At 50.2% G+C, this 24,791-nt stretch carries 16 protein-coding genes and 1 riboswitch; of the genes, 12 read left to right on the plus strand and 4 right to left on the minus strand.

What is annotated here, in order from left to right; all coding sequences use genetic code 11:
- The first annotated feature begins 5 nt into the window (after positions 1-5).
- The 4 genes from PsAD46_RS15000 (at position 6) to PsAD46_RS15015 (ending at position 5,741) form a co-directional block, all read left to right on the plus strand.
- A complete protein-coding gene (locus PsAD46_RS15000; protein ID WP_057465336.1) occupies positions 6-1,097 on the plus strand; it encodes an AI-2E family transporter in 1,092 nt (363 codons plus the stop codon).
- The gene (locus tag PsAD46_RS15005) at positions 1,094-1,774 is read left to right on the plus strand and encodes a DnaA/Hda family protein (protein ID WP_057465335.1); all 681 of its coding nucleotides are present in this window, start codon (positions 1,094-1,096) and stop codon (positions 1,772-1,774) included. The genes PsAD46_RS15000 and PsAD46_RS15005 overlap by 4 nt, the downstream gene beginning before the upstream one ends.
- A 318-nt stretch (positions 1,775-2,092) precedes the next feature.
- Complete coding sequence (locus PsAD46_RS15010; RefSeq protein WP_244272077.1) at positions 2,093-4,240, plus strand: RNA degradosome polyphosphate kinase; 2,148 nt, start codon at positions 2,093-2,095, stop codon at positions 4,238-4,240.
- Positions 4,218-5,741, plus strand: coding sequence for a Ppx/GppA phosphatase family protein (locus tag PsAD46_RS15015; protein ID WP_084404427.1), 1,524 nt, complete (start codon positions 4,218-4,220; stop codon positions 5,739-5,741). Before PsAD46_RS15010 ends, PsAD46_RS15015 begins: the two co-directional genes overlap by 23 nt.
- Before the next feature lie 92 nt (positions 5,742-5,833).
- Here PsAD46_RS15015 and rnd read toward each other — a convergent pair whose 3' ends face one another.
- Positions 5,834-7,057, minus strand: coding sequence for a ribonuclease D (rnd, locus tag PsAD46_RS15020; RefSeq protein WP_063291879.1), 1,224 nt, complete (start codon positions 7,055-7,057; stop codon positions 5,834-5,836).
- A 297-nt stretch (positions 7,058-7,354) separates the two neighbouring features.
- Here rnd and aspS point away from each other — a divergent pair, with 297 nt between their 5' ends.
- A complete protein-coding gene (gene aspS / locus PsAD46_RS15025; RefSeq protein ID WP_063307259.1) occupies positions 7,355-9,139 on the plus strand; it encodes an aspartate--tRNA ligase in 1,785 nt (594 codons plus the stop codon).
- A gap of 155 nt (positions 9,140-9,294) precedes the next feature.
- The gene (locus tag PsAD46_RS15030) at positions 9,295-11,100 is read left to right on the plus strand and encodes an ABC transporter ATP-binding protein (protein ID WP_063291881.1); all 1,806 of its coding nucleotides are present in this window, start codon (positions 9,295-9,297) and stop codon (positions 11,098-11,100) included.
- A gap of 111 nt (positions 11,101-11,211) precedes the next feature.
- Here the strand turns inward: PsAD46_RS15030 and PsAD46_RS15035 are convergent, their stop codons facing one another.
- Both PsAD46_RS15035 and PsAD46_RS15040 read right to left on the minus strand, forming a co-directional pair.
- Entirely contained in the window at positions 11,212-13,329 is a 2,118-nt protein-coding gene (locus PsAD46_RS15035; RefSeq protein ID WP_063307260.1) for a hypothetical protein, read from the minus strand.
- Between the two features lie 37 nt (positions 13,330-13,366).
- A complete protein-coding gene (locus PsAD46_RS15040; protein ID WP_063307261.1) occupies positions 13,367-14,560 on the minus strand; it encodes a hypothetical protein in 1,194 nt (397 codons plus the stop codon).
- A gap of 250 nt (positions 14,561-14,810) precedes the next feature.
- Here PsAD46_RS15040 and PsAD46_RS15045 point away from each other — a divergent pair, with 250 nt between their 5' ends.
- From PsAD46_RS15045 to PsAD46_RS15060, 4 genes are all read left to right on the plus strand, one after another.
- Positions 14,811-16,460 carry an EAL domain-containing protein gene (locus PsAD46_RS15045; RefSeq protein ID WP_063307262.1) on the plus strand — a complete coding sequence of 550 codons (1,650 nt, stop codon included), beginning with the start codon at positions 14,811-14,813 and terminating at the stop codon, positions 16,458-16,460.
- 340 nt (positions 16,461-16,800) lie between these two features.
- Positions 16,801-17,613: a ferredoxin--NADP reductase gene (locus PsAD46_RS15050; protein ID WP_057465329.1), complete on the plus strand. Its 813-nt coding sequence runs from the start codon at positions 16,801-16,803 to the stop codon at positions 17,611-17,613.
- 53 nt (positions 17,614-17,666) lie between these two features.
- On the plus strand, positions 17,667-18,200 hold the full coding sequence (locus PsAD46_RS15055) for a regulatory protein RecX (protein WP_063291886.1): 534 nt from the start codon (positions 17,667-17,669) through the stop codon (positions 18,198-18,200).
- 116 nt (positions 18,201-18,316) lie between these two features.
- On the plus strand, positions 18,317-19,441 hold the full coding sequence (locus PsAD46_RS15060) for a heparin lyase I family protein (protein WP_063291887.1): 1,125 nt from the start codon (positions 18,317-18,319) through the stop codon (positions 19,439-19,441).
- On the opposite strand, the gene PsAD46_RS15065 is transcribed toward PsAD46_RS15060, so the two are convergent.
- Entirely contained in the window at positions 19,438-21,105 is a 1,668-nt protein-coding gene (locus PsAD46_RS15065; RefSeq protein ID WP_063307263.1) for a formate--tetrahydrofolate ligase, read from the minus strand. The genes PsAD46_RS15060 and PsAD46_RS15065 overlap by 4 nt on opposite strands.
- Before the next feature lie 332 nt (positions 21,106-21,437).
- Here PsAD46_RS15065 and PsAD46_RS15070 point away from each other — a divergent pair, with 332 nt between their 5' ends.
- Both PsAD46_RS15070 and PsAD46_RS15075 read left to right on the plus strand, forming a co-directional pair.
- Complete coding sequence (locus PsAD46_RS15070; protein ID WP_063307264.1) at positions 21,438-22,331, plus strand: DMT family transporter; 894 nt, start codon at positions 21,438-21,440, stop codon at positions 22,329-22,331.
- Between the two features lie 175 nt (positions 22,332-22,506).
- Positions 22,507-22,720: riboswitch (cobalamin riboswitch) on the plus strand.
- A gap of 175 nt (positions 22,721-22,895) precedes the next feature.
- Complete coding sequence (locus PsAD46_RS15075; RefSeq protein ID WP_063307265.1) at positions 22,896-24,755, plus strand: TonB-dependent receptor; 1,860 nt, start codon at positions 22,896-22,898, stop codon at positions 24,753-24,755.
- Positions 24,756-24,791 lie beyond the last annotated feature (36 nt).

Here is a 24,791-nt window from a genome sequence, read left to right on the forward strand (position 1 = left end):
AGTTTATGAGTACAAACAAACGGTTATTCTTCTGGTTGCTGGCTTTTATAGCCTTCATCCTGTTCTTGTCGGTGTTTCAAAGCATCCTTCTACCGTTTGTCGCAGGTATGGCCTTGGCCTATCTTCTCGATCCAATTGCGGATTATCTGGAAACCCACGGGTTCGGGCGCATCTGGGCAACTGTTACGATCCTGCTGATATTCCTGATTGTTTTCACTGCAGCACTGCTGATCCTCCTGCCAATTCTTGGCAAACAGCTGATCGCATTTCTGGACTACCTGCCTGAACTGGCCGGAAATCTTGAAAATTTGCTGCGTGAAAGCCTTGGGCCACAAATGGACAGACTTGCAAACCTGTCAGGCCAAACCAACAAAATCGACTGGGGTGCCTTCGTCGGGCAGGCCGCAAACTTCGTTGGCGGGCTGCTGTCGTCCATCTGGAGCGGCGGGCAAGCACTTATTTCTATCATCGGTCTTGCCGTCGTAACACCAGTTGTCGCGTTCTATCTCCTGCTCGACTGGGACAACATGATCGAACGCATCGACAGCTGGCTGCCACGTGACTACCAGCAAACCATCCGCGCACTGGCAAGCGACATGGATTCAGTAGTGGCTGGGTTCGTTCGCGGGCAGGTGATGATGTGCCTGATATTGGGCACCTTCTACGCTGTCGCTCTGTTACTTGTTGGCCTGAAATTTGGCCTGTTGATCGGTCTCACAGCTGGCTTGATCAGTTTCATTCCTTATGTCGGCGCGATTGTCGGCTTCGGTCTGTCAATTGGTGTTGCTTTGGTACAGTTCTGGCCTGATTATTTCATGATCGGAGCGGTGCTGGGCGTGTTTGTTGTTGGTCAGTTCCTGGAGGGAAACGTCCTTCAGCCCAAACTTTTAGGTGGAAGTGTCGGTCTTCACCCTGTCTGGCTCATGTTTGCACTGTTCGCTTTTGGTTCTTTAATGGGATTTGTGGGGATGTTGATAGCAATTCCAGCTGCAGCAGTGGTTGGGGTACTAGCAAGATTTGCTCTCAGGCAATATCTTGCAAGTTCGCTATATGCAGGTCACTACAAAAATACCAATAAGACGGAAGGACTGGAATGACAGGATCGACAGGGCCACAACAATTGCCTTTGGTCTTGCCCCATGAGGAGGCTTTGGGGGTTGATGATTATCTGGTTTCAACGTCAAATCAGGCTGCATTCAATCTGATTACCAATTGGCCGGAGTGGCCATCTCCGATCGTGACCCTGCAAGGGCCGATCGGATCGGGTAAAACACATCTGGTCAACGCATGGCAGGAGCTCAGCGGAGCTCAGATCGTGGGCGGGGATGAACTGGAATTTCTCGACCTGACGGCATTGGCAGAAGCCGGACCAGTCGCGGTTGAAGACCTGCACGCAGGTTTTGATGAAGCATCTTTGTTCCATCTGTTCAACGCAGTACGCCTGTCCGGTGGCAATATGTTGATGACCACCCGCGAGTGGCCAAACACGTTTGACCTTAAAACCAAGGATCTGGCGTCCCGTTTTCGGGCGGCGACCCCGGTGCAGGTGGAAGAGCCAGACGACATGCTGCTCGCAATGGTCATGACCAAACATTTTTCAGATCGTCAGGTAACTGTTGACTCCAGTGTGATAGATTACCTCGTGATAAGAATTGAACGGTCACTGGATGCAGCACGCAACGTTGTAGACATGCTGGACAGACATGCATTGGCGAAGGGTCGAAAGATCTCCCGCGTCATGGCCTCCAAAATTCTGGAGAGCATGGGCGAGTAGGAACCAGGGCGTATCTCCGAGAAGTGGTTGCCGGTTATCGGCTCCAGATACGCTTGTAAATAATGCTGAGAGCTTGCTGCTGCACTGCAACATGCTCTAAGCTTTATTTTCCCGTCAAAAATGTATGGTCTAAATGACCAGAATCATACAACGGACAGCGCAATCGTCAGATATTCTAAGGGCGAGGTGCGCCCATACAGGTGACCCGGTCCACGGGCTGCGGAGGTACATGGAATGAATGAGTTTACGGAAATGAACGCTTTGGAAGACGAGACCACTGACACCGCAGATTTTGAGGTGAGTGCAGGGCTGGCTCTGATGCAAAAACCAGAGCGCTTTGTAAACCGTGAACTCTCGTGGTTGCAGTTCAACCGCCGTGTTCTGGAAGAATCCATGAACCCGAGCCATCCGCTTTTGGAGCGGCTCCGGTTCCTGTCCATTTCTGCCAACAACTTGGATGAGTTCTTCATGGTGCGTGTTGCTGGCCTGCGCGGTCAGCAGCGAGCGGATGTGACGACCATTTCTGATGATGGTCTGACCTCGACCGAACAGCTGGAGCAAATCTCTGTTGAGGTAAGCAAGCTTCAAAGTGAGCAGCAAGCCCGCTTCCGTCAACTGCGCTCTGAGCTGGCTGATGAAGGTATCTTCATCGTTGAGGCGCAGAACATGAGCCAGTCTGAAACGGATTGGCTGGAAGACTACTTCCTTCAGCATATTTTCCCGGTTCTGACCCCGTTGGCTATTGATCCGGCGCATCCTTTCCCGTTCATCCCAAATCTGGGCTTTTCGCTGATCCTGGATCTGCGTCCGGTGGATGGAGGCGCAGGTATGACTGCGCTGCTGCGTATGCCAAGCCAGATTGGCCGCTTTGTTGTCCTGCCAACACCGCGTGATGCCGGGCCAAAAGCAACTCGTTTCATTCCAATTGAGACGATCATCTCGTTGTTCATCGGCAATCTCTTCCCCGGATATGAAGTTTGCGGCAAAGGCGCGTTCCGCGTCTTGCGCGACTCCGACTTGGAAATCGAGGAAGAAGCGGAAGACTTGGTGCGCGTTTTTGAAACCGCCCTAAAGCGCCGCCGCCGCGGGTCTGTGATCCGCATGGAAATCGAAGAAAGCACACCAGAAAGTCTGCGTGCCTTCGTTGCAAATGAGCTTGAAGTCACCGAAGAGGAAACCTTCCTTGCCAACGGTCTTTTGGCGCTGAATGACCTGTCTCAGGCTGTGAACGTCAAACGCGACGACCTCAAGTTCCCGCCATACACTCCGCGTTATCCGGAACGTATCCGCGAACACGGCGGGGATTGTTTTGCGGCTATCCAACAAAAAGACATTCTCATCCACCATCCCTACGAGAGCTTCGATGTTGTCGTCCAGTTCCTCCGCCAAGCCGCTCAGGACCCGGATGTCGTCGCAATCAAGCAAACGCTGTACCGTACATCCAACAACTCCCCGATCGTCAAAGCCCTTGCAGAAGCTGCAGAAGCTGGCAAATCCGTCACCGCGCTTGTCGAACTCAAAGCCCGCTTTGACGAAGAAGCTAACATCCGTTGGGCGCGAGATTTGGAGCGCGCTGGAGTACAGGTCGTCTTCGGCTTCCTTGAGCTGAAAACTCATGCGAAAGTCTCCATGGTTGTCCGCCGTGAGCAGGGTGGTTTGAGAACCTACTGCCACTTCGGCACCGGCAATTATCACCCAATCACAGCACGCATTTATACCGATCTGTCCTACTTTACCGCAGAGCCAGCAATGGCACGTGATGCTGCTAAGGTGTTCAATTACATCACAGGTTACGCAGAGCCGGGCGAGCTGGAGCGACTGGCCGTTTCTCCAATGAGCCTGCGCAAGCGCATCATTCAGCACACAGAAGAAGAGATTGCCCACACCAAGGCAGGCCGTCCGGGTCAGATCTGGATGAAGATGAACTCTCTGGTAGATCCTGGTGTCATTGATGCATTGTACCGCGCCAGTCAGGCAGGGGTACAAATTGATCTGGTCGTGCGCGGTATTTGCTGCTTGCGGGCAGGCGTTCCAGGGCTCTCTGACAACATCCGCGCGAAATCAATTGTGGGAAGATTTCTTGAGCACAGCCGTATCTTCTGCTTTGGCAATGGTCACGGGTTGCCCTCTGATGAAGCCCATGTCTATATCTCATCAGCGGATATGATGCCGCGCAATCTGGATCGTCGGGTCGAGACCCTTGTTCCTGTTAAAACGCCAACAGTACACAAGCAGATTCTTGATCAGATCATGGTTGCAAATCTAGAAGATAATCAACAAAGCTGGCGTCTGCTTCCAGACGGTAGTCATGAGCGCATTGTTGCAGAACCAGACGAAGATCCGTTCAACGCACACAAGTTCTTTATGACGAACCCATCTCTGTCTGGTCGTGGTAGCTCGCTACAGGGCGATAGCCCAAAACTTTTTGTAGAACGGCCGAATAGTGACAGATATCTCGACGAGTGATGAGCCTCGAGGACGATTTACAGACCCGGGACCAATAGCAATCATTGATATTGGTTCCAACTCTGTCCGTCTTGTAATTTATGAAAGACTGGCGCGTAACCCGACAGCGTTGTTCAATGAAAAAATCCTGGCAGGACTGGGGCGCGGCGTAGGCGCGACTGGTCGTCTGGGCGAAGAAAATGTTGCCACCGCACTACGTGCTTTGGTGCGGTTTCGCCGTGTCTGCGATCATGTCGGTGTCATCAAACTGCACATTCTGGCAACAGCAGCAGCTCGCGAAGCTGAAAATGGCGCAGAGTTCATTGCAAAAGTAGAAAACATCTGCCGTGCCAACGTTCAGATCCTGTCTGGCCGCGATGAGGCATTCTACTCAGCAATGGGGGTTTTCTCTGGTTTCTGGCGGGCAGATGGCCTTGTCGGAGATTTGGGCGGCGGATCATTAGAGCTGGTCGACATCAGTGCGCATGGCATCGGTGACGGGCGCACATTCCCGCTTGGCGGAATTCGGCTGCAGGAATCCTCAGAAAAAGATCTGGCACTGGCCAATGAGATCGCCCGTGAAGAGCTGGAAAAAGCCGACTGGCTCGGCAAGGCTAAAGACCGCAATTTCTATGCGATTGGCGGAACGTGGCGTTCACTTGGCCGTTTACATCTGTATCAACAAGGCTACCCGCTGCATGTGATGCATGACTACACAGTGCCTGCTGAAGTCATGATTGATTTCTGCGAGCAGCTCATGCGGGATGATCTGAGCAACGAGCCAAGCATTCAGGTGATCTCAAAAGCGCGTCGTGGATTGTTGCCATATGGTGCAACGGTGATGCGGCAGACCTTGTTGCATTGTCAGGCAGATCAGGTCGTCTTTTCTGCACTCGGCGTGCGGGAAGGGTACTTGTATGATCAGCTTGATGAAGACGGTAAAAAGCAAGATCCTTTGCTCACAGCAGCCCACGAGTTGGGTGTGCTGCGTGCCCGTGATCCCTCATATTCAGCCGAAGTGGTTGAGTGGAGCGAGCAGGCCATGCGTGTGGCTGGTGTAGACGAAAGCGAAGGCGAACGCCGCCTGCGCATCGCAGCCTGTCAGCTAACGGATATCGGCTGGCGTGCTCATCCGGATTACCGTGGTCAGCAATCACTGAACATTATTTCTAATGGTGGCTTTGTAGGCATTGATCATGCGGGCAGGGCATATCTGGCGCTGACAGTGTTCTATCGCTACGAAGGCCTGATGGATGATGCGCTTTCGCCTGCCATTCGCAGTCTGAGTAATCCACGCCTCATGAAGCTGGCACGTATGCTTGGCGCGACGCTGCGTGTTGCAGCATTGATCAGCGCCTCCATGAATGGCGTGTTGCTCAAGAGCAAGCTGTCGCTGGTGAACGACAAACTCGTGCTGGCTCTCCCTGCAGAACTTGCAGACATGCAAGGGGATCGTTTGACAAAGCGCTTGAACCAACTAGGGCGCGTTATGGATCTGGAAGCCGAAGTCAGAGTGCTCTAGGAAATCTGAGACAGATGCAAGAAAGCCCCGACAAGTTTTGCCGGGGCTTTCTTATTTATCAGTAAGTTATGATGAGTAGTGGTTTCAAATTCTTAATCAGGCTTTGGCTTGTTATTCTTGTTGCCACCACGACGGCGAGAACTGTTTTCAACACGCTCAACCGGTTCACCTTGTTCGCAAATGACGACCTGACGGCCATTAAAAGCAAGGCCGATTTCGCCTTTTTTCAAGCGTAGCGCATCTTCACCAAAAAGCTCTCGGCGCCAGCCGGAAAGAGCCTGAACCTGCGCATCACCACTTGATGCAATCTTGTCCAGATCATCGACCGTCGCGATAACTTTTGGTGCCACACCAAAGCTCTCGCTCTTCATCTTCAAAAGCACCTTCAGCAAATCAACAGCTGCAGACGCTCCGTCCGGAGAAGGCCGCCCTTTTGGAACTTCTGGCAGATCGTCCTCGGAAATCTCCATGGCGCGTTTAACCGCGTTGAGAATGTCCTCAGCATGTCTGGAGCGTTCAAAACCACGTGGAATTGTGCGCAAGTGCCCCAAAGCTTCAGATGTCTGAGGCTTCTGCGTTGCAACCTCAAAAATCGCATCATCTTTGATAACGCGGCTACGAGGAATGTCACGCTTTTGCGCTTCCTGTTCACGCCAGAAGGCCAGTTCCTTTAAGACAGCCAGATCGCGTGGTTTGCGGACGCGCAACTTCATGCGCTGCCAGGCCTTCGCAGGATCACTGCGGTAGGTGTCGATGGAAGACAGCGTTGCCATCTCATCTTCAACCCAGTGGTTGCGGCCCTTCTGTTCCAGTTGCTCTTTCAGGAACTGGTAGACGTCGCGCAAGTGGGTCACATCAGCCAGTGCATAAGCAAGCTGTTTGTTCGTCAAAGGTCGCCGTGACCAATCTGTAAACCGGGATGATTTGTCGATCCGCTCACCCGTCACTTTCGAAACAAGTTGGTCGTAGGAAACTGAATCCCCAAAGCCGCAAACCATGGCTGCAACCTGACTGTCGAAGAGAGGTGAGGGCACAAAGCCACCCAGATGGTAGATTATTTCAATATCTTGCCGTGCAGCATGGAACACCTTCACGATGTCCGTATTGCGCATCAATGCAAAAAAAGGTTCAAGATCCAGATCTTCAGCCAGAGCATCAACCAACACAGCATTATCTGGATTGGCAATCTGAATGACGCAGAGTTTTGGCCAGAAGGTCGTTTCCCGCAAAAACTCGGTATCAACTGTTACGAAATCTGAATTAGCAAGCTTGGCACACGCTTGCGCAAGCTCTTCTGTAGTTGTGATCATCTTCATGGTGTCAAAGTCTATAGCGTAAGCGAACGGGCTTGTCCCTATCTAAGTTTCTCGTTTTCTCATCAAGTGGTTGTAAATGTCGATTTTTGCTCTCTATGAACCAAAGGGTCGCAGCCAGAGCCTCGCGAAAACCACGTAGGTAGAGGAAACTCGGGAAATGTCCGCAAGAAACAGCGCCAAAGTTACAGACTTACTTGACTTTAGGATGCTGACATGTCTTTTCCAGCCGGATGACCTTTTGACGAGGTCAACCAGTTTCTGAATTTTATGATTCACTAGATTACCACTGAGGACGCTATGCATCGTTATCGAAGCCATACCTGCGGAGAGCTGCGGGCGAATAATGTAGGTGAAACCACTCGCCTTTCTGGCTGGGTGCACCGTGTACGCGATCACGGCGGCCTGCTGTTCATCGACTTGCGTGACCATTACGGTCTCACGCAGTGTGTTGTTGATCCGGACTCCCCAGCATTTAAACTGGCTGAAACCGTACGTTCCGAATGGTGCATCCGCATCGATGGTGACATTAAGAAGCGCTCTGATGATACCGTCAACAAGGGGCTTGGCACCGGCGGAATCGAAATTTTCATCCGTGATATGGAAGTTTTGGGCGACTCTCAAGAGCTGCCACTGCCAGTATTCGGTGAGTTGGAATACCCAGAAGATATTCGTCTGAAGTACCGTTTCCTCGATCTGCGCCGCGATACTCTGCACGCAAACCTGATGACACGGACCAAGATCATCAACTCCATGCGTCGTCGCATGAATGATGCTGAGTTCAACGAATTCCAGACACCAATTCTGACAGCTTCTTCTCCTGAGGGCGCACGCGATTTCTTGGTGCCTTCCCGTATTCACCCTGGTAAATTTTACGCATTGCCACAGGCTCCTCAGCAGTTCAAACAGCTGCTTATGATGTCTGGCTTTGATAAATACTTCCAGATCGCACCTTGCTTCCGTGATGAAGATCCACGCGCGGACCGTCTGCCAGGCGAGTTCTACCAGCTCGACGTGGAAATGAGCTTTGTTACTCAGGAAGACGTGCTGACCACCATGGAACCAGTTATCCGTGGTGTGTTTGATGAATTCGCTGAAGGTAAGCCAGTTACCAAAGAATTCCCACGCATTCCTTACGCAGAAGCGATCCGCAAATACGGCTCCGATAAGCCGGATCTGCGTAACCCGATCGAAATGCAGGACGTAACTGAACACTTCGCAGGCTCCGGCTTTAAAGTGTTTGCACGTATGATCGAGAGCGATCCAAAGGTTCAGGTCTGGGCAATCCCAGCTCCAAAAGGCGGTTCCCGCGCATTCTGTGACCGCATGAACTCATGGGCACAGAGCGAAGGTCAGCCAGGTCTCGGTTACATCTTCTTCCGTAAAGAAGAAGATGTAATCGCCGGTGCTGGTCCAATTGCAAAAAACATAGGTGCAGAGCGCACTGAAGCAGTCCGCACCCAGCTTGGTCTGGATGAAGGCGATGCGGTGTTCTTTGCAGCTGGCGATCCTAAAAAGTTCGCAGATTTTGCTGGTAAAGCGCGTACTCGCGCAGCTGAAGAGCTAAACCTGATCGATGAAGACCAGTTCGCACTGTGTTGGATTGTTGACTTCCCGATGTACGAATGGGACGAAGAAAACAAGAAAGTTGACTTCTGTCATAACCCATTCTCCATGCCGGAAGGTGGAATGGACGGCCTCAACAATGTTGAGCCTCTTGAACTGAACGCCTACCAGTATGACGTTGTCTGTAACGGTTATGAAATTGGCTCAGGCGCGATCCGTAACCATCAGGTCGAAGTCATGAAGAAAGCCTTCGAAATTGCTGGTTACGATGAAAGCTTGCTCGAAGAGAAATTCGGTGGCATGTTCCGCGCATTCCAGTACGGCGCGCCTCCACACGGCGGCATGGCTGCTGGCGTTGATCGTATCGTTATGCTGCTTGTTGGTGCAAAGAACCTGCGTGAGGTGACCTTGTTCCCAATGAACCAGCAGGCACAGGATTTGATGATGGGTGCTCCGGGCGATGTGTTCCCGGCACAGCTGCGCGATCTTCATATCCGCCTGAACTTGCCAGAAGCATAAGAGCCGCTGGCAGAAAAGCAGGTATGGCGGTTCACGTCATAATGTTATAAATCTCATGGAAGGGCGGTCGTAGATCTACGGTCGCCTTTTCATCTTCTACCGGTAGCAAATTAAGTCGTCATACTTAATTTCGCTGGAAAAGCTGAGGGTTTTAGGTGTTCGACGCCATAAGCAAAAAGCTGTTTGCGGATGAAGAGGGCGCTCCCAGCCTTATTCGCCGCCTTCTCCGAGAAAATTTCGGGCATTACAAATTCCAATACATGATTGCGTTTGGCTTCATGATTGTAGCTGCCGGTGCAGGTGCTGGCAGTGCAGCCATCATGAAAAACGTGATCAATCAGGTCTTTATCGACCGTGATATCACCATGGTCTACATCATCTCCGGCGCGGTGATGACCATCTTCCTGACCAAAGGCATAGCGACCTATGGTCAGACTGTTGTGCTGAGCAGGATCGGTAACTCGATTGTCGCCAAGCTCCAGCGTGACATGTTTGAAAAAGTGACCCGATTGGGGGTCAGATATTTCGACCACACGACATTTGGTGATCTGGCTACACGATTTGGACACAACACAGGCGCTGCACGCGGTGTTATGGAGCTGATCATCCTTTCCGCTGGACGGGATGTTATGTCGGTAATCGGTCTGGTCACTGTCATGGTCTGGCAGAATCCGCTGCTCTCACTCATCTCTCTGGGCATCATGCCTCCAGCTGTCTATGCTGTTTCCAAGCTTGTTCGCCGTGTGAAGAAGATTGCAAAGAGCCAGTTTGTTTCTCAGACAATCATTCTTTCCTTGGTAAAGGAAATGGCACTGGGCATTCGCGTCGTGAAGTCCTTCAACTACGAAGCAAACATGCATTCGGCGATGGACAGCGCGGTCTCCAGCGTCGAGCAACAGTCTAACAAGATCGCGAAGTTGACTGCCAGAACATCGCCATTGATGGAAACTCTGGGCGGTATTGCGATTGGGATTATTATCCTCTATGGCGGTTATAGTGTGATCGCCTTGGATCAGGATCCGGGAGCATTCTTTGCCTTCATCACAGCACTTTTGCTTGCATATGAGCCAATTAAACGCCTCGCTCGCTTTCAGGTTAATCTGAATACAAAGCTTGTTGGTGTGCGCCTGATGTACGAGCTTCTGGATATGCCAGAGGAAAATCAGAGAACCTTAGACAAGCCTGATATGAAGGTCACCAAAGGACGGATCGAGTTCAAACAAGTCGAGTTCGATTATGGTGAGACGAAAGCTCTGAATGGCCTGAGTATGGTTGCAAACTCAGGTGAGGTGACTGCCCTTGTTGGTGCATCTGGAGCAGGTAAATCAACAGTCTTCTCGTTGATTGAGCGTTTCTATGAAATTGATGAGGGCGGAGTTCTGATTGATGATCAAGACATTCGTGACTTCAACATGGAAAGTCTGCGCAGCAATATCGCAATCGTGACACAGGATACGTTCCTGTTTGATCGTACGATCAGAGAGAACATCCTTATCGGCCGTCCTGGCGCCACGGATGAGGAAGTGATTGAGGCTGCAAAGAATGCGAATGCCCACGAGTTCATCGAGAAGATGGAAAAGGGCTACGAAAGCAATGCAGGCGAGGGTGGTACACGCCTTTCCGGCGGCCAGCGTCAGCGCTTGGCGATCGCACGGGCAATGCTTTCTGACGCACCCATTCTATTGCTGGATGAAGCGACGTCTGCTTTGGATGCTGAGTCCGAAAACAAAGTACAAACCGCGCTTGCTCGGCTGATGAGGGGGCGTACCACACTCGTGATTGCGCACCGCCTTTCAACCGTTCGTGATGCAGATACGATCCATGTGTTGTCGCATGGCAAACTCTTAGAGAGCGGCACGCACGATCAGTTGTATGAGATGGATGGTTATTACAGACACCTGTGTGAACTCCAGTTCACCAATAGCAATCAAGTAACTCAAAAAGCGTCTCCGGACGCTTGATAAGGCCGACTTGAAGCGCCGTCGAGCTTTTGCAAGGCTCTTCCAGATTACAAAAAGGCCGCTGTGATATCACCTATCACAGCGGCCTTTTTGATTTCATCCTGTCTGAGCTTACTCGGTGTAGCTCACAGTTGCGCCCAGCATCTCAGGGAGCTGTTGAGGTGCAAGAGCCGCAATACCTCCAAGCTGCATGATTGGAACTGCTGTCTGCGGAGCAAGTGTCACGCGGATGTTGGTTGGCTTGGCAGCAAAGCTCTTAGCTGCTTGTGCCAGTTCCAGAGCAAATTCGGTTTCAGCCAGTGGACCAGCCTGCTGGAGCGTGCCATCAATCATCATTGAAGCCAGCAATTCAGCAGGAAGACCTGCTTGCTCTGCCTGAGTTGCAAGAAGTTCACTGATAAGCGGAGAATCCATCACTTCGATCTGTGCACCTTTGAAGGTCGCCAGAGCCACTACAGCTTCTGCCTCCTGTGGGTTTTCAAAGAGAGAACGTGGAATTCCGCCAAGCTGAATGTCAGCACGCAGTTTGATGCCGTTTTCAAGCTCAAACTCGAATTTTTCCAGCGTCAGGTCCTGAGTGTTCTCATCCCACGCAATCTTGAAGTCCTGTGTGAGGTTAACACGCTCAATGCCAAGACGGTCAAGTACACCCAGAACCATCGGCTCTTGAAGGAGGGCAGCATCAAAGCTCAGACCACCAATAACTTCAGACAGGTTTGTTGGAATCGGCCCGATGTGATTGCCCATCTCAATAGTAAGCTCACCAAGGGAGACTGGTGTTGGCAGATCTTTTGCCTGCATGTTTAGGCCAGCAAGAGAAATGCGTCCGATAGTTGGAATGGCCTTCATCGCTGCAGCAGGATCAGCTTCTGCCGTAAGAGTGCTTTCGATCATGGTGCGTAAACTTGGCCATGCAATATTTGCAAGTTCAAAGCTGTCCAGATCAAACACTGTATCGTTGCCTTCGACCGCACCATGCAGGCCTTCAAGCTTAACCAAACCCAGGCTATTCGTTGTCAGGTCCGTTGTTGAGGCGTGTTTCAGTGATGCTTCAAAACTTGGTGTTTTGGTGTCTTTCATGCGAGCGCGGATTGGGTCCCACGCTTTGATGACCATGTCGTTTATGTCTGAATATGCGACGGAATATGAGCCGAGCGCATCAAGCATGCCGAAAATCTGATCAACAGCCTCTTCTTCCTCTGGCTTGTCTTTGAGGCTCTCAAACGCAGCCCAAAGCTTGGCAGCATCACCACCTGACATGCGCACATCTTTGGTGGTAGATTCACCAGCGCTCACTTCTAGAAAACCGAATGGTTCAGAGGCGCTGGCACCTTCAGTTTTTATTGTACTTGAGAAGCTTCCAACCCGGTACTCGCTCAGCAGCCTATCAGAAGGTGCCTTGGCTGCACCAAGAAGCGCCAGAAGCGGGCGTACGTCTTGATCTTTGACTGAAAAGTCGTTGTATACCGTTTCAGAAACCGTTGAGACCTCTCGGCCATCTGTCGTCATTGAAGTTGTTGTTTTATATTCAATTTCTTCAATTGAGGCCAAAGCCACAACACCATTTTCCGCGCCGGAGTAAACGCCGTTCTTAATGGTGTATGTCCCTGTAAGTGCATCTGCCATTGCCATATCAGCGACAACTTCAGCAAAGCTGCTGCGGTCATAAGAAACACTGGTTGCGGCGGCGAGCAACTGCTGAAACTCTTCTGCGGTAACACCATCTGACAGAACAGGCAGGTCAACCCAGTTCACAGAATAACCGGAAATGACATAATCTTTGGCGTCAGCGATAACTTTGATGACATCGTCAGAGGCTTGAGCCTCTGCAACATTTTTGAAATTCTCTGCTTTCTCAAAAAAGCCGAGCTCAAGCTGCATCTCATCGGTGGTTACGTTTTGGAAGCTGAAGGTGTCACCGTCACGCGAAGAGCCATCATAAATCGCCTTTGGCGTCTTGATGATGTAGTAGACGCCAAGGTTAGGCTTGTCTTCATCGAGGGAAAGAGTGAACATTCCTTCGATTTTATGATCAAGAATTTCGGTCTTTGATCCGTCTTCTACCGCCTTCGCATATGTTGCAGTTTCTGCGCCATTTGCAAGGAACCAGTCATTGTACTTATCAATGAGGTCTGATGCAGGACTGGAAAGGGCAGGCTGGGCGGATAAACCTAATACAGTGATTGAAACAGCAAAAAATCCCTGCCGTTTGAAATTTTGGAAAGGCATTAAATAAACCTTTTATGGCTAGTAGGAGGGTTCCCCGCTAGTTTACATTTGCTTGAAGGGCGATGCCAAGCAAAGAAATGATGGAAGCGGGGGAAATCGCAGATACCCCAAGAATTTGTGTTACGCTTGTCGGTGCCTTAGGGGTAGCACTCAGCGTGATACTCTGCGGATTTTGCAAGAAACTATAAATCGCTTCCGTAAACTCCAGCTGCTTTGCGCGATCAGGAATTTTCGCAAACTGCTTTTCTGCTTTCTCCGTCAATTGCTGTGTATAGGCAGAACGCGATTGTCCGTGTCGGTGAGCTTGACGTTCAAGCATGTCATCCAGACTGCCTTCATCGACGAGTGAGAGATTGAAACTGGAGATGGCTGCGCTCTGTAATAAATCCAGTGCAATGACGTTATCCTTAGTGGCAAGCTCGGTGATCTGCTCAACAACTGTATCTGTAAGGCCTTCCAGTTTCAGGGAGACCTGTACAGAGAATAGATCTTTCAGCACAACAGCTGCACTCGGAATATTGACTTCGCCCGTGTCGCCATTCCACTCACCTTCAAAGTCGATATCTGCATCCACTTGAGTCAGGCCCAACTCATCAAGCATTTGCTGTTGTGGTGGTGCAAACATGGATCGGCTCAAAACGATATGAGCAACCTGAACACTGGCAATGATAGGGAAGCCGCCATTGTTGACGTCAAAGTCGATACTGACCCGCTCAATAGGCATAGATTGGCCCGTTGAACGATCCTGAAACAGCAGTCCCATGATCTCTGCAGTGGAATAGAGTGACATGGGGAGGTTTGATGCTGGATTATTTAGATCATTGGCATTGGGAAGATAGAGATCCGTAATCGCGATCTTATCTGCCGTGAAGTTGAAGTCTGGTTCGTCAACCTCGAACTTCGAAGCTGCGAATGCCCCGACAAAGATCCGCCCGTCACTTTCCACGAATGCCTGAGCCAGCGCCAGATCGCCAATCTTGAAACGCTTTGTCTGATCTACATTCGGATAACCTTCAATACCGCCAATAGAAAGCACGTCATTATCGACAGTAACCGGTCCTACGTGCGTCAAGGTCAACCCGCGATCCTGAAGGTTCTGAAGAAAGGCCTTTGCGACTGCATTATCAGTATTGATCTGTGCTGACGCTGCAAGAGCAAGGCAGCTGCTGAAGAGGAGGGCAAAGAAGAATACCAGGAAGGTACGATGGCGACGTAACTCAGAACTGCGCATAGCTCGGCTCCAGATTGACCGCTAAGAGGTATTTGGGTGCTAAGCTGGCATATTGAGAGTTAGGGGCGCGTGTATATCACTGGGAAAAGTCAAACCACTCTGAGAGAAAATATGGTGAAACCCTGCATTTCACAGCCATTTTGGAAAGCATCTGGGGATCGTTTAGGGTGTTTGGATGATTTTTACAGTTTTAAGTAAGCCTTAATCATAGAAATAGGTAGCCGTATTTTGCATTTTTAAGGTCGTGGTTGTGTCTCGCCATTATTTCGTATTTGTCCGCGCAATTTTGGTTGCTTTGGGATTGGCGCTCTTGCCATTGCTCATTGGCAATATGATCCTTGAGAACTTCGCGATGCACCAGGCGCGGAACGAAATGAACGCGATCGCAGATCGTTACATCTCAAGAAGCGAGGCCGCGATTTCCGGTGCGGTAGAAATACTGCGCCAGATGCAGGTGAAAGGGCTGACATCCTGTACACGCCAAAATCAGGGTGAATTTGAAAAGACCCTCTCAGAAAACGTCATCATAAACGCAATAGGGATCGTGGATCACCGTGGTGTCCCCATGTGTTACGTGCCGGCTCAGGTTCGCCGCGGTAACAGTATTCTCCCTGCACTCAAGCCAGATGCCCCGCGCGTTGGAATTGGTATGTCCTGGATGGAGTATCAGGGTATCCGCACGGCGCTGGTCTCCTGGAAGCTTAGAAATGGCTGGCGTCTGGTTGCCAATATTTCTCCAACCGTACTCGCGATTGAACCGGGCCCAGATTATCTGCGCCATGCTTCTGAAATCGAAGTCCGGTTAGGGCGTGATCATGTTTGGGTCAATCCGACAAACAACAGCAACCTTCCCGTCATCATGGGCAGCAACTTCATTGAAGAGTTTGCAGCGTCAACAATCTACCCGATTAATGTGCGGATCCGAAGCGATCGCAATGCGGTCATGAGTCTGGTAGGCGAACTCAAGATCGTGGCTGTGATCGCCTGTTCAGGCATTGCTATTTTCCTGATTGCCTTGGGCGTCTGGCTCTCCTGGAAGCCTGAAAAAGATGCGGAAGACGACTTTGTTGCCTCCATCCGTAACAACGAGTTCATACCGTACTATCAGCCTGTCGTGGACATCGTAACTGGGGAGCTACAGGGCTGTGAAATGCTGATGAGATGGCAACTCCCCAACGGTAAAATGGTCTCTCCAGGTCAGTTTATGACCTATGCTGAAACATCGGGCCATATTTTCGAAATGACCCGCAGCATCATGCGCCAATCCATTGATGATTTGGGAGAGCTCTATTCTCAACATCCGGAACTGAAGCTCTCGGTCAACCTCTTCGCAGGCCACTTCAATGACCGGTCTATCGTTGACGATCTGCTGGATATCTACGAAGACTCTCCAATTGCGCTCAATCAGGTGGTCATGGAGGTGACAGAGCGTCAGCCTCTTGAAGATATCGACCTGGCGAGAAAGATCATCGCAGAGCTACAAGCCCATGGCATTCGTGTCGCTCTTGATGATGTGGGAACAGGTCATGGTGGTCTGGCTTACTTGCAAAAGCTGGGTATGGACATCGTCAAGATCGATAAGATGTTCATCGACCCACTAGGCAGCGAAGAGAATGCCTTCCGTCTGGTCGATGCCATAGCCGAACTCGCAGACACGATGAACATGGGCATCATCGCAGAGGGTGTAGAGAAGTATGAGCAAATTGTACTTCTGCGCGAGCTCGGAGTGTCTTCTGCGCAGGGGTACATCTTCTCCAAACCATTGCCAGCCCGCAAATACCTTGAGTTTGCGGAGGATATCTTCACAGATAGACGTAATCCGGTGAAGGTGCTTGAAGAAAAGAAGCAAGCTTCTGATGAAGCGCTGGATCAGATCGTTTCTCAAAACAACGTCGACTAACCCAACTTACCTCTATTTCAACACGGCTCAGATCAATGCCCACCGACGGGCATAAATCATGCCGCCATGCGCATAACTTATCGTGTCACATTGAATAATATTAATATATTCCATAATTATATGTAGCGCATATTTGGTAACCTGCTTCACCGTACTTTCCAGCAGCCTTGGCGATCTCCAAAAAGCTTAGGAATGAGAGGCGAAAGACAGTATTCTACGGAAAGAAGCAACTGGAAAAGAAATATTCACTCGCACGCGGTTTATTAGCTGCGTGTGCCTCAGCACAGCCTTCAGCTTGGGTTAGCCTTTGCCAACCTCATTAATCGGAGCAAGGCGAACGATGAACCAGATCATAAAGGGTGCGGAATTGGAGAGCGCAGTTCCTGCAAATGTCTTTGTAGAAACAGTAACGGAAGTGACCCATTTCACGGACCGCCTTTTCCGGTTCAAAATCACGCGTCCTTCAAGCTTCAGATTCCGCTCTGGTGAGTTCGTCATGATCGGTTTGATGATCGACGGAAAACCGCTTTTCCGCGCCTATTCCATTGCCAGCCCTTCCTGGGATGAAGAACTGGAGTTCTTCTCGATTAAAGTTCCTGACGGCCCATTGACTCAGCACTTGCAGAAGATCAAAGAAGGCGACCATATCCTTCTGAAGAAGAAGTCTACCGGGACACTTGTGCTTGACGCTCTGTCTCCTGCAAAACGTCTTTATATGTTCTCATCTGGAACCGGCATCGCTCCATTTGCCAGCCTGATCCGTGACCCAGAGACCTATGAGAAATTCGATGAGGTGATCCTGACCCACACCACACGCGAAATCTCTGAGCTACGCTATGGGGAAGAGTTGGTGGCCGACATCAGCAATGATCCGCTGATTGGCGAAGTTGCTGCTGGCAAACTACATCTTTATAACTCCGTCACCCGCGAACGCTTTAAGCGGGAAGGGCGCATCACGCATCTAATTGAAAGTGGTAAGCTCTTTGACGATCTGTCAGTTCCAGTCTTAGACGTCGCAGAAGACCGGGCCATGATCTGTGGCTCCATGCACATGATTGCCGATACCAAGGCATTGCTGGAACAACGCGGTTTCACCGAGGGTGCCAACAACAATCCAGGTGATTTTGTTGTTGAACGTGCGTTCGTGGGCTAAACCACAGTGCATTATGTGATAGCTCATCTCTATTGCATTGGAGATGAGGTCACGTGGGCAAGAAAGTTTCATCTGAATATCTGCGCCGGGCAGCGTTGCATTATCTAAACAGATACAGTGCATCGGAAGACAGTCTACGACGGGTTTTGAAGCGTAAAGTAGACAAACGGGCCAGAGAGGCAGATGAAGATCCCCACGAGTTCTATGAGCTGATTGAACCTGTGGTCACGTTTTGCCGTGATCACAAGTTTGTCGATGATCTTCAATTTGCGCAAAGCAAAATCAGATCGGCGACACTCAAAGGCAAGTCCAGCTCCCGAATAAAGCTGGAACTGAATGCCAAAGGTGTGTCTGGAGACGATATTCAGACAGCTTTTGACGATGAAAACCATGACGACCAACGTGCAGCGATTGCCTATGCCAAACGCAGGCGCCTTGGGCCGTGGCGGACAAAACCTAAAGAAGAGCGGCGGGATAAAGAGCTTAGCAGTTTGATCCGCGCAGGCTTCCCCTTTTCGCTCGCTCAAAAGATCATTGATATGACCTTGGAAGAGGCTGAAGACATCATCTATGGGCCTGTTTCCTGAAGCTTTTCTTCAAATCCTATGAAAAATCCCGAAAGTCTCTTGGGTGTGCAGCAATAAATCTTCTCTAGATTGGCGTGATCTGCAATCAATCCAGCACCGTGCCTTTGGGAGAAAAGATGCCGGATTCAGATCTACGCGATACTTTCAGAAGATACGGTCTGCTCATCCCTGTGCTTGCAGGTCTATGCCTGTTGGTGAGTCCTCAGCTCTCAGTTGCCGACGACCTAACTCCAAAAGACGAACCCTCTGACAAAACTGATGTCATCGTGACACCCCAACAGGACGGAGGTGTTCACATCAATGAAATGCGTCAGTCAAGGTGTGCCGTCATGATTGATGACTTTGATGAATACCCAAGTGCAAGCGACTGGGATATTCACCGCATGAACAAGCCAGAAAACTTCCAGATTGAAAGCGATGTTGTGCGCGATGGTGGACACTCGCTGGCGATCACAGTGTTCGGCGATGATGAGTTGGACGCAGAGGGAAACCTGAAAAATGAACTTTGGGAGGCCCGTCAAAAACGTTGTAATTTTGGCGATGAGGTTTGGTACTCATTCAGCTTTAAAATTGATGGAACCGTCTGGCCTGCCGGATCGACCCGCTGGGTCATTGGTCAATGGAAGGAAGACTCTGGCGGCAGCCCATTTCTGGCGCAACGGTTTGACAACGGCGTTTTTCACATCACTGTCCAGCATAATGACATTCGCAAACTGGTTGCGCAGGCAGAAGGCAGCTATCAGCAAGACTTTAAGGGGTTCTCGCAGGAGCTACAGCAAATGCTGAGTTTGGATCGGCAAGGTTTTCGCAACAGAAATGATGCAAGCCGCACCTCAGACGAGTTCCTTGGCAGTGGCCTTTCAATTCCTGAGCTGAAAAAAGCGATTGAAGCACAGGATACCTCCAAGTTCCCATTTCTGGCGGACCCACAAACCTACTCAGATTATCCAGGTATTCAGATCGAACTCTCAGATGACCCGGTACTGCCGGATCCAACAACCGGATGGGTTGATATGCGTTATCGCGTCAAAGGAAGCCGTGTTGGGCAGGGGATCATCGAGATTTGGGCCAACAACAGGTTCATCGCACGCGTTACTGGTTACATTGGTAATGATGAGTTTGCCGGTAAAACCCAATACTTCAAGTTCGGGCATTACCGGGATTATGATCGCGATGACTTACAGTCGACAGTGTATCTGGACCGCTTTCGCCGCGGCCCACACCGGTCTGATGTAGACTAGAACAAGCCTTCAATCTGGCTGTTTTCATCAAGCCCGATGGTCTCTGCTGCCGGGTGGCGCGGCAGGCCCGGCATCACCATAATATCGCCAGTCAGTGCAACAATAAATCCAGCCCCTGCGGAAAGTCGAACCGCACGCACATGGATGCTGTAGTCAGATGGTGCCCCAAGCAAAGCCGGATCGGTCGAGAAGGAATAAGGCGTCTTGGCCATGCAAACCGAGAGATGACCGTACCCCTGTTCCTCATAGGATTTGAGTTGATCTTTGACAGCCGGCTCGCAGGTGACTTTGGAGGCGCCGTAGACTTTTTTACAAATCCTGCGAATTTTCTTCCAAAGGGCCAGATCATCTTCATAAAGATGTTTGAAGTCTGACTGTGTTGTCTGGAGAATTTCAGAGACAGAAGTCGCCAGCTCCTCAGTGCCTGCTGAGCCATTAGCCCAATGCGTGCAGGGCACGGCTTTAACGCCAAGATTCTCCATCCGAGTCATGATCACGTCAATTTCCTGATCTGTATCAGGACCGTACCGGTTGATGGCCACAATGACAGGAACACCATAGCGCTGACAGTTTTTCACGTGACGTTCCAGATTGCTCATACCTTTTTCAAGCGCAGGGATGTTCTCCACTGTCAGATCATTCTTGGCAACACCGCCATGCATCTTGAGTGCACGAACAGTGGCCACAACAACAACGGCATTCGGTGTCAAACCAGCTTGACGGCATTTGATGTTGAAGAATTTTTCTGCTCCAAGGTCGGCACCAAAACCTGCTTCTGTCACCACATAATCAGAAAGGCGCAGTGCTGTTTTCGTCGCAATCACCGAGTTGCAGCCATGCGCGATGTTGGCAAACGGGCCGCCATGAATAAAGGCAGGATTGTTCTCAAGCGTTTGAACCAGATTGGGGCAGAAGGCATCTTTAAGCAGCGCAGTCATAGCACCATCGGCTTTGATATCCCGGCAGTAAACGGGTGTCTTGTCTTTACGATACCCAATCAACAGGCGGCCCAAACGGCCCTGAAGGTCCTGTAGGTTTTCAGCAAGGCAAAGCACGGCCATCACTTCAGAAGCCACGGTAATGTCAAAGCCAGATTCACTCGGGAACCCATTGCTTACGCCGCCAAGACCAGTGGTAACGGAGCGCAATGAACGGTCATTGATGTCAACAACCCGGCGCCAGACAACGCGGCGTTGATCAATACTCTCCGCATTGCCCCAATAAATGTGGTTATCAATCATAGCAGACAGCAAGTTATGTGCGGTAGTGATTGCATGCAGATCGCCTGTGAAGTGGAGATTGATGTCCTCCATGGGTACCACTTGTGCGTACCCGCCGCCTGCTGCTCCCCCCTTCATGCCAAAGCACGGGCCAAGAGAAGGTTCTCGCAGGCAGATAGTTGTTTTTAGCCCAATGCGGTTGAGCGCATCACCAAGGCCCACAGTTGTCGTAGTCTTGCCTTCTCCCGCTGGGGTTGGGGAAACAGCTGTCACAAGTATGAGTTTGCCATATGGATTGCTGCTCAGCTCTGGCATCTCATCCAGATTAACCTTGGCTTTAAACCGGCCATAAGGTTCAAGAGCGTCCTCCGGGATCTTCAGATTTTGAGCGATGCGCGCAATGGGTTTCATGTCTGCTGCGCGGGCAATTTCAATATCTTTCATGGAAAATCTCCAGATTAGAACGTGTAATAAAATGAGCCGGAGAGAGCGTCAAAAACGCAAATCAGGCAGGAACAGCAATGTAATCTCTACGTAGAATCTCTACCGAATGCACCTGCAAAGTTCAAGATTGAGGTAGGGCACTTGAAACTAACTTAGTTAACGGTGCTCATCTGTGTTTTTGCTGAGATGTGAAATATTATTGCCTGAATAGCTGTTGGTCTGTTCTAAAATTCACCAGACTGCGCTTGCGCGGCAAATCCAAGAGCAGTAGAGCTGGTTGGCTTTTATAAACAAACTGCGCCGCGCCGTAGTTTCGTCGGTTAGGTCACCCCATGTTTTTATTTGAAGTTGCCGCGCTCGGTGCCGCTGCCACCTGGGCTATTGGTGGTCTCATTTCAGCAAAACCTGCAGCACACCTTGGAGCCATTGGCTTCAACTGCGTGCGCATGTGGTTTGTTGTGGTGTTTCTGGGTATCTATGTCATTGCAACAGGCACATGGAATACGGTTGATTCAAGCCACGCTTCTCTCATCTTTCTCTCTGGCTTTGTCGGCATCTTCATGGGGGACACTTTGTTGTTCCTCACGCTCAACCGTATGGGACCGCGCCGCACAGCCATCCTGTTTTCCATGAACGCACCCATGTCAGCGCTTCTTGGGTGGCTGTTTCTGTCAGAGGAACTGTCATTTCAGGCACTTGTTGGTATCTCATTCGTTCTGGTCGGCGTTATCCTCGCCATTGCGTTTGGAAAGCGCAAAGACCAGCTTCATAAATGGGAGGCGATTAGAGGTCCTGTTTCCATTGGTGTCCTCTTTGGCACGTTGGCCGCACTTTCCCAATCAGTCGGGTCAATCATCATTCGTCCCGTTATGGAAAGTGGAGCAGATCCCGTCGCCATCTCGCTTATGCGCTGCACCATTGCAGCCTTTGGTTTGCTGGTGCTCTTTTACCTGCCGGGCCGTCCTTTCAGACTGGCGAACCCAATCAACAAAGAGATTGTCGCACTGGCCTCCTTGTCCGGCATGCTTGGCATGGGTATCGGCATGACGTTGATCCTCTATGCGCTGAGTGGCGGAGAGGTGGGCATCGTTTCTACCCTGTCTGCAACCACTCCAGCGATGATGCTGCCTGTCCTGTGGTGGCAAACCAAAGAGTTTCCTGCCATTGGGGCATGGATTGGTGCACTCCTCGTCATTCTCGGCTGTGCTTTGATTTTCATGAGTTAAACAGACGATATGCAACCATGCTGCCTAAGTACCACAAGCAGGTGCGACCTTAAGTGGCCGCACCGCAAGATCTGGTAGTGTGGCCGCATCAGCAATTTCTGTGAGTTTTGCAGGCAATTGGTCGAATTTTATCAAGTTCGCTATTCAGCCAGTTGACGAAAGCCCCTGAAATCTGATCAATAGCCGGGCATTTGGTATTTTTGTCGATTAGATAAAAATGAAAAGGGAACACGGTCCGATTGGAAAAGCCGTGGCTGCCCCCGCAACTGTAAGCGTAGAGTTGTTGCTCACACATGCCACTGACGCAGCTGTTTAAAGCAGTGTTGGGAAGGCGGAGCAACAGTAAGGACGCGCAAGCCAGGAGACCTGCCAGATGCAGTCACTCACCCACGGCACGGGGCGTGCTAAGGGGCGGTATTCCGTTCAGGTGACATTCACAGTGCGTCTGAGCGGCAATGAATCTGACTTTATTTCAAAAGGTTAGAACCAGGTTTCTTCAAAGACGCACAATGCAATCAACAGCATGGCATCCGTCATGGATGCTGTGAATGATGGACCAAACTCGTGCGTAACACATCTTGGATCGCAGCTACCCTCAAATCTGGCGTAGCTCTCTCAGCTCTCCTCAGCTCAACTCTAATCTCCTCCGCAAACGAGACCGAGCTCGACGAAATCATCGTCATCGCCAACAGAACGGAAACCGAAGCCGGCAAAGTCGGCTCCACTACCCACGTTGTCACCGAAGAAGACCTAAAGAACGACGGCGCTACGTTTGTTCAGGATTACCTCGCGCAGCTCCCGGGCATCTCCCTCACTCAGAATGGAGGGGCAGGTACATTGTCTACTCTTCGCATGAGAGGTCAAAATGGTAGATACATTAAAGTTATAGTTGATGGTTTGGATCTAACAGATCCAACACGTGCACGACCATCGACGGCGTTTCAGCATATGTTGCTCGCGGATGTAGAGCGTATTGAAATACTCAAAGGCTCACAAAGTGCTCTTTATGGAGGACAGGCGATCGCAGGTGTAATCAATATTATAACTAAGCGTGCTCCAGCAGGAATAGTTGAGCAATCTGCACGGGTTGAAGTCGGTTCTTACGATACAAAGAATGTTTCATATGGTGTTCGAGGAGCGTCAGATCGTGCTGATATTGCGTTAGGTATCGAGCATTTTCGTACAAATGGGTTTAGTGCAGTTTCACCAAAGGGTAAGCCCGCTGATGATGATGGTTATGAAAATACAACGGTGTCAGCAAAAGGATCCTTTGACCTAACAGAGAATCTTAACCTTTACTTTGCAGCAAGAGGAACAAAGGGCACTACTGAGCTTGATGCCTCAGGGAAGCCGAACGTCAAAGATGACATGCATTATCGGCAGATTTCAGTAAAGGTAGGCGCGAACTACTTGGCGTTTGAAGATCGGTTTTATTCTGATTTTTCGGTTCAGGTTACAGATATCAAGCGTGAACAGGATTTTGCAGACGCGGCCAAAGAAAAATCTGTTTTTGAGGGGAGGAGAGTTAAATTCGACTACCTTGGTGAGTACGAAGTTAACGAAAAGACAAAGCTCAATTTTGGGGGAGATTGGTCCCAAGAGTTCTCAAAAACAAATGACCCGATCGACGACAGCAGTTCCATTGGTGGAGCTTTCCTTCAGCTTATGATTGAACCACTCAGTGGGTTGAATTTGGCTAGTTCAGTGCGTTTTGATCAACATAGTGAATTTGGCAGTTTTGTTTCGAAACGATTGACTGCTTCTTATGAAGTTAATGAAGATTTGAGAGTTCGAACCAGTGTTGGGAATGGGTTTAGAGCTCCCTCGCTTTACGAACTTAATCACCCTAGCTATGGCAATCATGAGCTTGAGCGAGAAGAAAGCCTTAGCTTCGATGTCGGCGTAGATAAGAAATGGCTGGATGGGCAGCTTTCAACCTCCGCTACTTATTTCAATATTTTGACTGACGACTTGATTGATTATGATAATTCGATCAGCAAATATAATCAGATAAAAGGGACGTCGCGCAGTCAAGGTGTAGAGTTGGAAGTTAGTTATAAGCCAACCGATCGCTTGGTTTTGACCGCAGGCTATACATACACCTACTCTGTTGGTCCAGATAAGAAACGTTTAGCTCATGTTCCTCTTCATGATCTGAGTGTGGCAATGAACTATGGTTTTACAGACGACATTTCGCTGAATGTGAATGGTACCTATCTTGGTGAAAATCTTGGATCTGATTGGCCCAACATCGTAGCTATGGAAGATGTGTTCCTGTTAGGTGCCAAAGCCTCATATGATGTGACCAAAGAGGTAGAGTTATATGTTCGCGGTGAGAACCTATTAGATCAGGATTATGAGCTAATTAACGGCTATCAGACACCGGGTCTTTCTGTTTACGCTGGTCTTACTGCCAGTTTCTGATTAAGTATGCCGCTCGGTGAAAGCTGAGCGGCATCT

It is taken from the genome of Pseudovibrio sp. Ad46, assembly GCF_001623065.1.
Taxonomy (GTDB): Bacteria; Pseudomonadota; Alphaproteobacteria; order Rhizobiales; family Stappiaceae; genus Pseudovibrio.